Consider the following 6,193-nt stretch of genomic DNA (forward strand, 5'->3'; position numbering starts at 1 on the left):
CGCGCACGACCACCGGGCCGGCACCCCACGGGTGCCGGCCCGCGGTCGTCTGCGTCCGGGCCCGGGCCCGGGCCCGGGCGCGTCGCCCGGCGGTCGCCGCCCGACGTGCCGCCGTCGTCCGTCCGCACGGGCTCCCGGCGAACCGGGGTCGCGGTCGCGGTCGCGCGTGCCAGACTGCGCCCATGACCTCGCGCGACGACGTCCCGCCCGTCCCCGCCGCCCCCGACCCGGGCGGCGCGGTGCCCGGGGCGCTCGACGTGCCGGGCACGTGGAACGCGCGCGACGTCGGCGGGAGGGCCGTCCCCGTCGGGCACGACGAGCCGTTGCGCACGGGCGTGCTGCTGCGCACGGCGAGCCTGTCGCGCCTGACGCCGGCGGGGCAGGCGGCCCTCGCCGACCTCGGCGTGCGGACCGTCGTGGACCTGCGCGGCCCGGACGAGCTCGCGCGCGACGGCGCCGACGCCGTGCCGGGCGGGGTGCGGGTGCTGCGTCGCGGCATGGACCCGGCGCAGGGGATGCGCGCGGGGGCCGGCGGGACGACGGGTGCGTCGGCCGACCCGGCGGCGCTCGTCGCGGGGCTGCTCGCGGCGGACGACCCGGCGGGCGTCGCGCGCCGGATGATGCACGGCGTGTACGCGACGTTCGTCACCGACCCGGGCGTGCGCGCCACGGTGGGCCGCGTGCTGGCCGACGTCGCGACCTGCGACGGCACGAGCGTCGTGCACTGCTCGGCGGGCAAGGACCGCACGGGATGGGTCGTCGCGCTCGCGCAGCACGTCGCGGGCGTCGCGGAGGAGGACCGCATGGCGGAGTACCTCGCGAGCGCCGCCGCGGCGGACGGGCTCGCGGCCGTGGTGCCGCCGCTGCCCGGGCTGTCGCCCGACGCGCTCGCCCCGCTCCTGACGGTCGAGCCCGACTACCTCGCGGCGGCGTGGGACCTCGCGGCGCGCGAGCACGGCAGCGTCGACGGCTACCTCGTGGCGTGCGGCGTGACGACCCCGGTGCGCGACGCGCTCGTGGCGCGCCTCGTCGCGTCCTGAACCGGGGCGCGGGGCCGGGCAGGTCACGGACGGGCAGGGCCGGGACACGGATGGCCGGCTCGGGCGGGGGTGGGCGCGGGCGGGCGTGCGGAGGCGAGGAGGCTCGCTCCCCGCGCGGCGGGGGCGTGCGACGCGCCATGCCCAGTCGTTGCCCGATCGGTCGAGGCTCGCTACGTTCGAGGGGTCGGCTCCGTGCGTCGGCGCAGGTCGCCCGGGTGATTCACCCGATTCGGGCTCCTCGTGGGCGCACCCGGACGACTGTGTGGGCCCATCCGCCTGACGACGAGTAGGTGACTTGCGTGGCACTTCCACCCCTGACCCCAGAACAGCGTGCAGCGGCGCTCGAGAAGGCCGCGGAGGCCCGGCGGGTCCGCGCCGAGGTGAAGAACAGGCTCAAGTACTCCCAGGGCTCCCTGAAGGAGGTCATCGAGCGCGGCCAGACGGACGACATGATCGGCAAGCTCAAGGTCGTCTCGTTGCTGGAGTCGCTGCCCGGCGTGGGTAAGGTGAAGGCTCGGGCGATCATGGAGGAGATCGGGATCGCCGAGACACGTCGTGTCCGCGGCCTCGGCCCCCACCAGTCCGCGGCCCTCATCGAGAGGTTTGGCTGACATTTCCGCGCACCCGTCCGAGCCGACGCCGCACGCCCCCGAGGGGGCGGCGGAGCCGGCCTCCCCGTCCACCCTGCCCGGACCCGCACGCCTGACCGTCCTGGCGGGACCGACCGCCGTCGGGAAGGGGACGGTGTCCGCCGACATCCGGGCCCGCTACCCCGAGGTGTGGCTCTCGGTGTCCGCGACGACGCGCGACCCGAGGCCGGGCGAGGTGGACGGCGTGCACTACCTGTTCGTCGGCCCGGACGAGTTCGCGCGCATGGTCGCGGACCGTGAGCTGCTCGAGTGGGCGGTCGTGCACGGGCGCAACAGCTATGGCACGCCCCGGCGCGCGGTCGAGGAGAAGCTCGCCGCGGGCGTGCCCGCGCTGCTGGAGATCGACCTCCAGGGGGCGCGGCAGGTGCGGGCCTCGATGCCCGAGGCCCGGTTCGTGTTCCTCGCGCCGCCGAGCTGGGACGAGCTCGTCCGGCGGCTCGTGGGCCGCGGCACGGAGGACGCGGAGGAGCGTGAGCGCCGGCTCACGACGGCGCGCGTCGAGCTCGCGGCGGAGTCGGAGTTCGACCACGTCATCGTCAACGACGAGGTGCACCGCGCGACCGACGAGCTCGTGCGCGTCATGGGCCTCGAGCCCCGGCCCGTGGACGCGACGCAGGGCGCGGGTCCCGTGCCGACCGGGCGCACCGAGCAGCACACCGAGTAGACTGTCCTGCGGTGCCCGCGCGCGGGCGCGCTCCCCGGTGGGCCGACGGCCCGGTCGGCGGCCCGTCCCCGGACGTGGCGCGGCGGCGGCCCGGCCCCGGACGGAGCGGCGCACGCGCCGCCGCCATCGACCAGCTGCAGCGCCCGGCTGCAGACCCTTGAACCCACGGAGCGAACTGTGTCCGGAACCGTCGCCGCCCCCGAGGGCATCACCGACCCGCCGATCGACGACCTGCTCGAGCACGTCGACTCGAAGTACGCGCTCGTCATCTACTCGGCGAAGCGCGCGCGCCAGATCAACGCGTACTACTCGCAGCTCAGCGAGGGCCTGCTGGAGAACGTCGGCCCGCTGCTCGAGACGCGCAACCAGGAGAAGCCGCTGTCGATCGCGATGCGCGAGATCAACGCGGGCCTGCTGACCATCCAGGCCGAGCCCGAAGAGGCCCCCGAGGCCTGAGCCCGCACGCCGCGCACCTCCGCCGGAGGGCGCGGCGTTCGTGCGTCCGCGGGCGGACGCGCCGCGCCCGCGGACGGCGGGCGCCCAGGACGAGTCGGAGGAGCGACATGCGGATCGTGCTCGGGGTGAGCGGCGGGGTCGCGGCGTACAAGGCCGTGCTGCTGCTGCGGCTGCTGCGCGAGCAGGGGCACCGGGTGCGCGTGGTGCCCACGGCGGCCGCGCTGCGCTTCGTGGGCGCGCCCACGTGGGAGGCGCTGTCGGGCGAGCCGGCGACGGACCAGGTGTTCGAGGACGTCGAGCACGTGCCGCACGTCGCGCTGGGCCAGGGCGCGGACCTCGTGGTCGTCGCGCCCGCCACGGCGGACCTGCTGGCGCGCGCGGCGTCGGGCCGCGCGGACGACCTGCTCACCTCGACCCTGCTCACCGCGCGCTGCCCGGTCGTCATGGCGCCCGCGATGCACACGGAGATGTGGGAGCACCCGGCCACGGTCGCGAACGTCGCGACGCTGCGCGCGCGGGGCGTGCACGTGATCGAGCCGGCGGCGGGTCGCCTGACGGGCGCGGACACGGGCCCGGGTCGCCTGCCGGAGCCCGACGAGATCGCGCGCGTCGCGCTGCGGGTCGCGGCGGAGGCCGGGGCCCTCGCGGACGGGGCGGGCCTGGACGCGCCGGCCTCCGGCGGGGCCCCCGCGGGCGACCTCGCGGGCCGGCGGGTCGTGGTGTCGGCGGGCGGCACGCGCGAGCCGATCGACCCGGTGCGGTTCATCGGCAACCGGTCGAGCGGCCGCCAGGGCGTGGAGCTCGCGGCCGCCGCGCAGGCGCGGGGCGCCCGGGTGACGCTCGTGGCCGCCAACCTGGCCCCGGACGTCGCGGACCTCGTGCGCGAGCACGGGCTCGACGACGTGGTGCCGGTCGAGACGACGGCGCAGCTGCGGGACGCGGTCCGCGCCGGGGCGGCGACGGCGGACGTCGTGGTCATGGCGGCGGCGGTCGCGGACTTCCGTCCGGCCCACGCCCCGGACGCGAAGATCAAGAAGGTGCCGGGTCGCGGGCCGGAGCCGATCGCGCTCGTCGAGAACCCCGACGTGCTCGCCGAGCTCGCGCACGACCGGCTGCGTGACGGCCAGGTCGTCGTCGGGTTCGCCGCGGAGACGGGCGACGCGGACGGGTCGGTGCTGGACCACGGGCGCGCGAAGGCGCAGCGCAAGGGCGCCGACCTGCTCGTCGTCAACGCGGTGGGCGAGGGGCGCGGGTTCGCCGTGGACGCGAACGACGTGACGGTGGTCGACGGCGGCGGCGAGGTCGTCGCCGTCGCGAGCGGCACCAAGCGCGAGGTCGCGCACGCGGTGTGGGACGCGGTCGCCGCGCGGCTCGCGGGGTCCGGGTCTCCCGCGGGCGGTGGCGCCGGGGCGTCGCCGAGCCTGCTCCCGGCCGCCGAGTGACCCGCGTCTCGTCTCGACTGCCGGATGCCCGCGCCCACGCTTCGGGACAGTAGGCTGTGCGGCATGGCTGATCTGCGTCTCTTCACGTCCGAGTCCGTCACCGAAGGACACCCGGACAAGGTCTGCGACCAGATCTCCGACTCCATCCTCGACGCCCTCCTCGCGCAGGACCCGACGTCGCGCGTCGCCGTGGAGACGATGGTGACCACGGGCCTCGTGCACGTCGCGGGCGAGGTCACCACGGACGCGTACGTCGAGATCCCGCAGATCGTGCGCGACGTGGTGCGCCGCATCGGGTACACCTCGTCGGCCATCGGGTTCGACGCGGACTCGTGCGGCGTCTCGGTGTCGATCGGGCAGCAGTCGCCGGACATCGCGCAGGGCGTGGACAAGAGCCTCGAGGAGCGCGACGACCAGGGGGCGCACGACCCGCTCGACGCGCAGGGCGCGGGCGACCAGGGCCTCATGTTCGGGTACGCGAGCGACGACACCCCGAGCCTCATGCCGCTGCCGGTGTGGCTCGCGCACCGGCTCGCGGAGCGCCTCGCGCTCGTGCGCCGCGACGGCACGGTGCCGGGCCTGCGCCCGGACGGCAAGACGCAGGTGACGATCGGGTACGACGGCGACCGGGCGGTCACGCTCGACACGGTGGTCCTGTCCACGCAGCACGACCCGGACGTGCGCCAGGACGACCTGCACCGTCTCGTCGCGGACGACGTCGTGGCGCCCGTCCTCGAGGCCGCGGGCCTCGACCTCGACGCGAGCGCGACGCGCCTGTTCGTCAACCCGACGGGCACGTTCGTCGTCGGGGGGCCGCGCGGCGACGCGGGGCTCACGGGCCGCAAGATCATCGTGGACACGTACGGCGGCATGGCCCGGCACGGCGGCGGCGCGTTCTCGGGCAAGGACCCGTCGAAGGTGGACCGCTCCGCCGCGTACGCGACGCGCTGGGTCGCGAAGAACGTCGTCGCCGCCGGGCTCGCGCGCCGCTGCGAGGTGCAGGTCGCCTACGCGATCGGCAAGGCGCACCCGGTGGGCCTGTACGTCGAGACGTTCGGCACGGAGAAGGTGCCGGTCGAGCGGATCACCGCCGCGATCCGCGAGGTGTTCGACCTGCGTCCCGCCGCGATCATCCGCGACCTGGACCTGCTGCGCCCCATCTACGCGCCGACGGCCGCGTACGGGCACTTCGGGCGCGAGCTCGAGCAGTTCACGTGGGAGCGCACGGACCGCGTCGCGGACCTGCAGTCCCTCGTGTGAGGACGCCCGCACCGCCGCCCGGGCCGGTCGCGCCCGCGCGCCCGGCCGTGACGGCGGCGCGTGGTTCGATGGCGTCGTGAGCGAGCCGCAGGACACGCCCGGGGAGGCGGTGCAGGACACCCTGCCGGGCGTGACGCCGCCCCCCGCCCCGCGCACGCCCGCGCCGCCCGCGTCCCTGCAGGCCGCCGCGGAGCTGCCCGTGGCGCGCCTCGCGCTCGACCTGTCGCCCGCGCACCTCGACCGCGCGTTCGACTACCTCGTCCCGGCCACGATGGCCGACGACGCGCGCCCGGGCGCCCGGGTCAAGGTGCGGTTCGCGGGCCGCGACGTGGACGGGTACGTCCTGGAGCGCGTCGAGCGCTCGGACCACGACGGCCGCCTGCTGCCGCTGCGCCGCGTCGTGTCGCCCGAGCCGGTGCTCGCGCCCGCCGTGGCGCGCCTCGCGCGCGCGGTCGCCGACCACTACGCGGGCACCCTCTCGGACGTGCTGCGCCTCGCCGTGCCGCCGCGCCACGCGCGCGCCGAGCAGGCGTTCCTGACGGCGACGGCAGCGACGGCGGCTGCGGGCGGCGCCGCGGCGGGGGAGACGGCGCCGGGGACGACCGGCGTCGACGCGGGCTCCGTGTGGGCCCCGTACCGCGCCGGCGCCGCGTTCCTCGCCCACGTCGCGGGCGGGGGCGC

Annotated in this window: 7 protein-coding genes; all 7 read left to right on the forward strand. The window is 76.9% G+C overall.

The window, feature by feature from the left end:
* Positions 1–182: 182 nt before the first annotated feature.
* Positions 183–1,040: a tyrosine-protein phosphatase gene (locus tag GJV82_RS18895; protein WP_155100289.1), complete on the forward strand. Its 858-nt coding sequence runs from the start codon at positions 183–185 to the stop codon at positions 1,038–1,040.
* Positions 1,041–1,339: 299 nt separating this feature from the next.
* The gene (gene mihF / locus GJV82_RS18900) at positions 1,340–1,651 is read left to right on the forward strand and encodes an integration host factor, actinobacterial type (protein ID WP_021482878.1); all 312 of its coding nucleotides are present in this window, start codon (positions 1,340–1,342) and stop codon (positions 1,649–1,651) included.
* Positions 1,652–1,724: 73 nt separating this feature from the next.
* The gene (gmk, locus tag GJV82_RS18905) at positions 1,725–2,354 is read left to right on the forward strand and encodes a guanylate kinase (protein ID WP_155100292.1); all 630 of its coding nucleotides are present in this window, start codon (positions 1,725–1,727) and stop codon (positions 2,352–2,354) included.
* Positions 2,355–2,531: 177 nt separating this feature from the next.
* Positions 2,532–2,810, forward strand: coding sequence for a DNA-directed RNA polymerase subunit omega (gene rpoZ / locus GJV82_RS18910; protein WP_024839647.1), 279 nt, complete (start codon positions 2,532–2,534; stop codon positions 2,808–2,810).
* Positions 2,811–2,917: 107 nt separating this feature from the next.
* The gene (gene coaBC, locus GJV82_RS18915) at positions 2,918–4,252 is read left to right on the forward strand and encodes a bifunctional phosphopantothenoylcysteine decarboxylase/phosphopantothenate--cysteine ligase CoaBC (protein WP_155100291.1); all 1,335 of its coding nucleotides are present in this window, start codon (positions 2,918–2,920) and stop codon (positions 4,250–4,252) included.
* A gap of 63 nt (positions 4,253–4,315) precedes the next feature.
* The gene (gene metK, locus GJV82_RS18920) at positions 4,316–5,512 is read left to right on the forward strand and encodes a methionine adenosyltransferase (RefSeq protein ID WP_024839649.1); all 1,197 of its coding nucleotides are present in this window, start codon (positions 4,316–4,318) and stop codon (positions 5,510–5,512) included.
* A gap of 76 nt (positions 5,513–5,588) precedes the next feature.
* A partial coding sequence (locus GJV82_RS18925; protein ID WP_455550363.1) for a primosomal protein N' family DNA-binding protein occupies positions 5,589–6,193 on the forward strand: 605 nt, incomplete at its 3' end.

Source organism: Cellulosimicrobium composti (genome assembly GCF_009711085.1).
Lineage (GTDB): Bacteria > Actinomycetota > Actinomycetes > Actinomycetales > Cellulomonadaceae > Cellulosimicrobium > Cellulosimicrobium composti.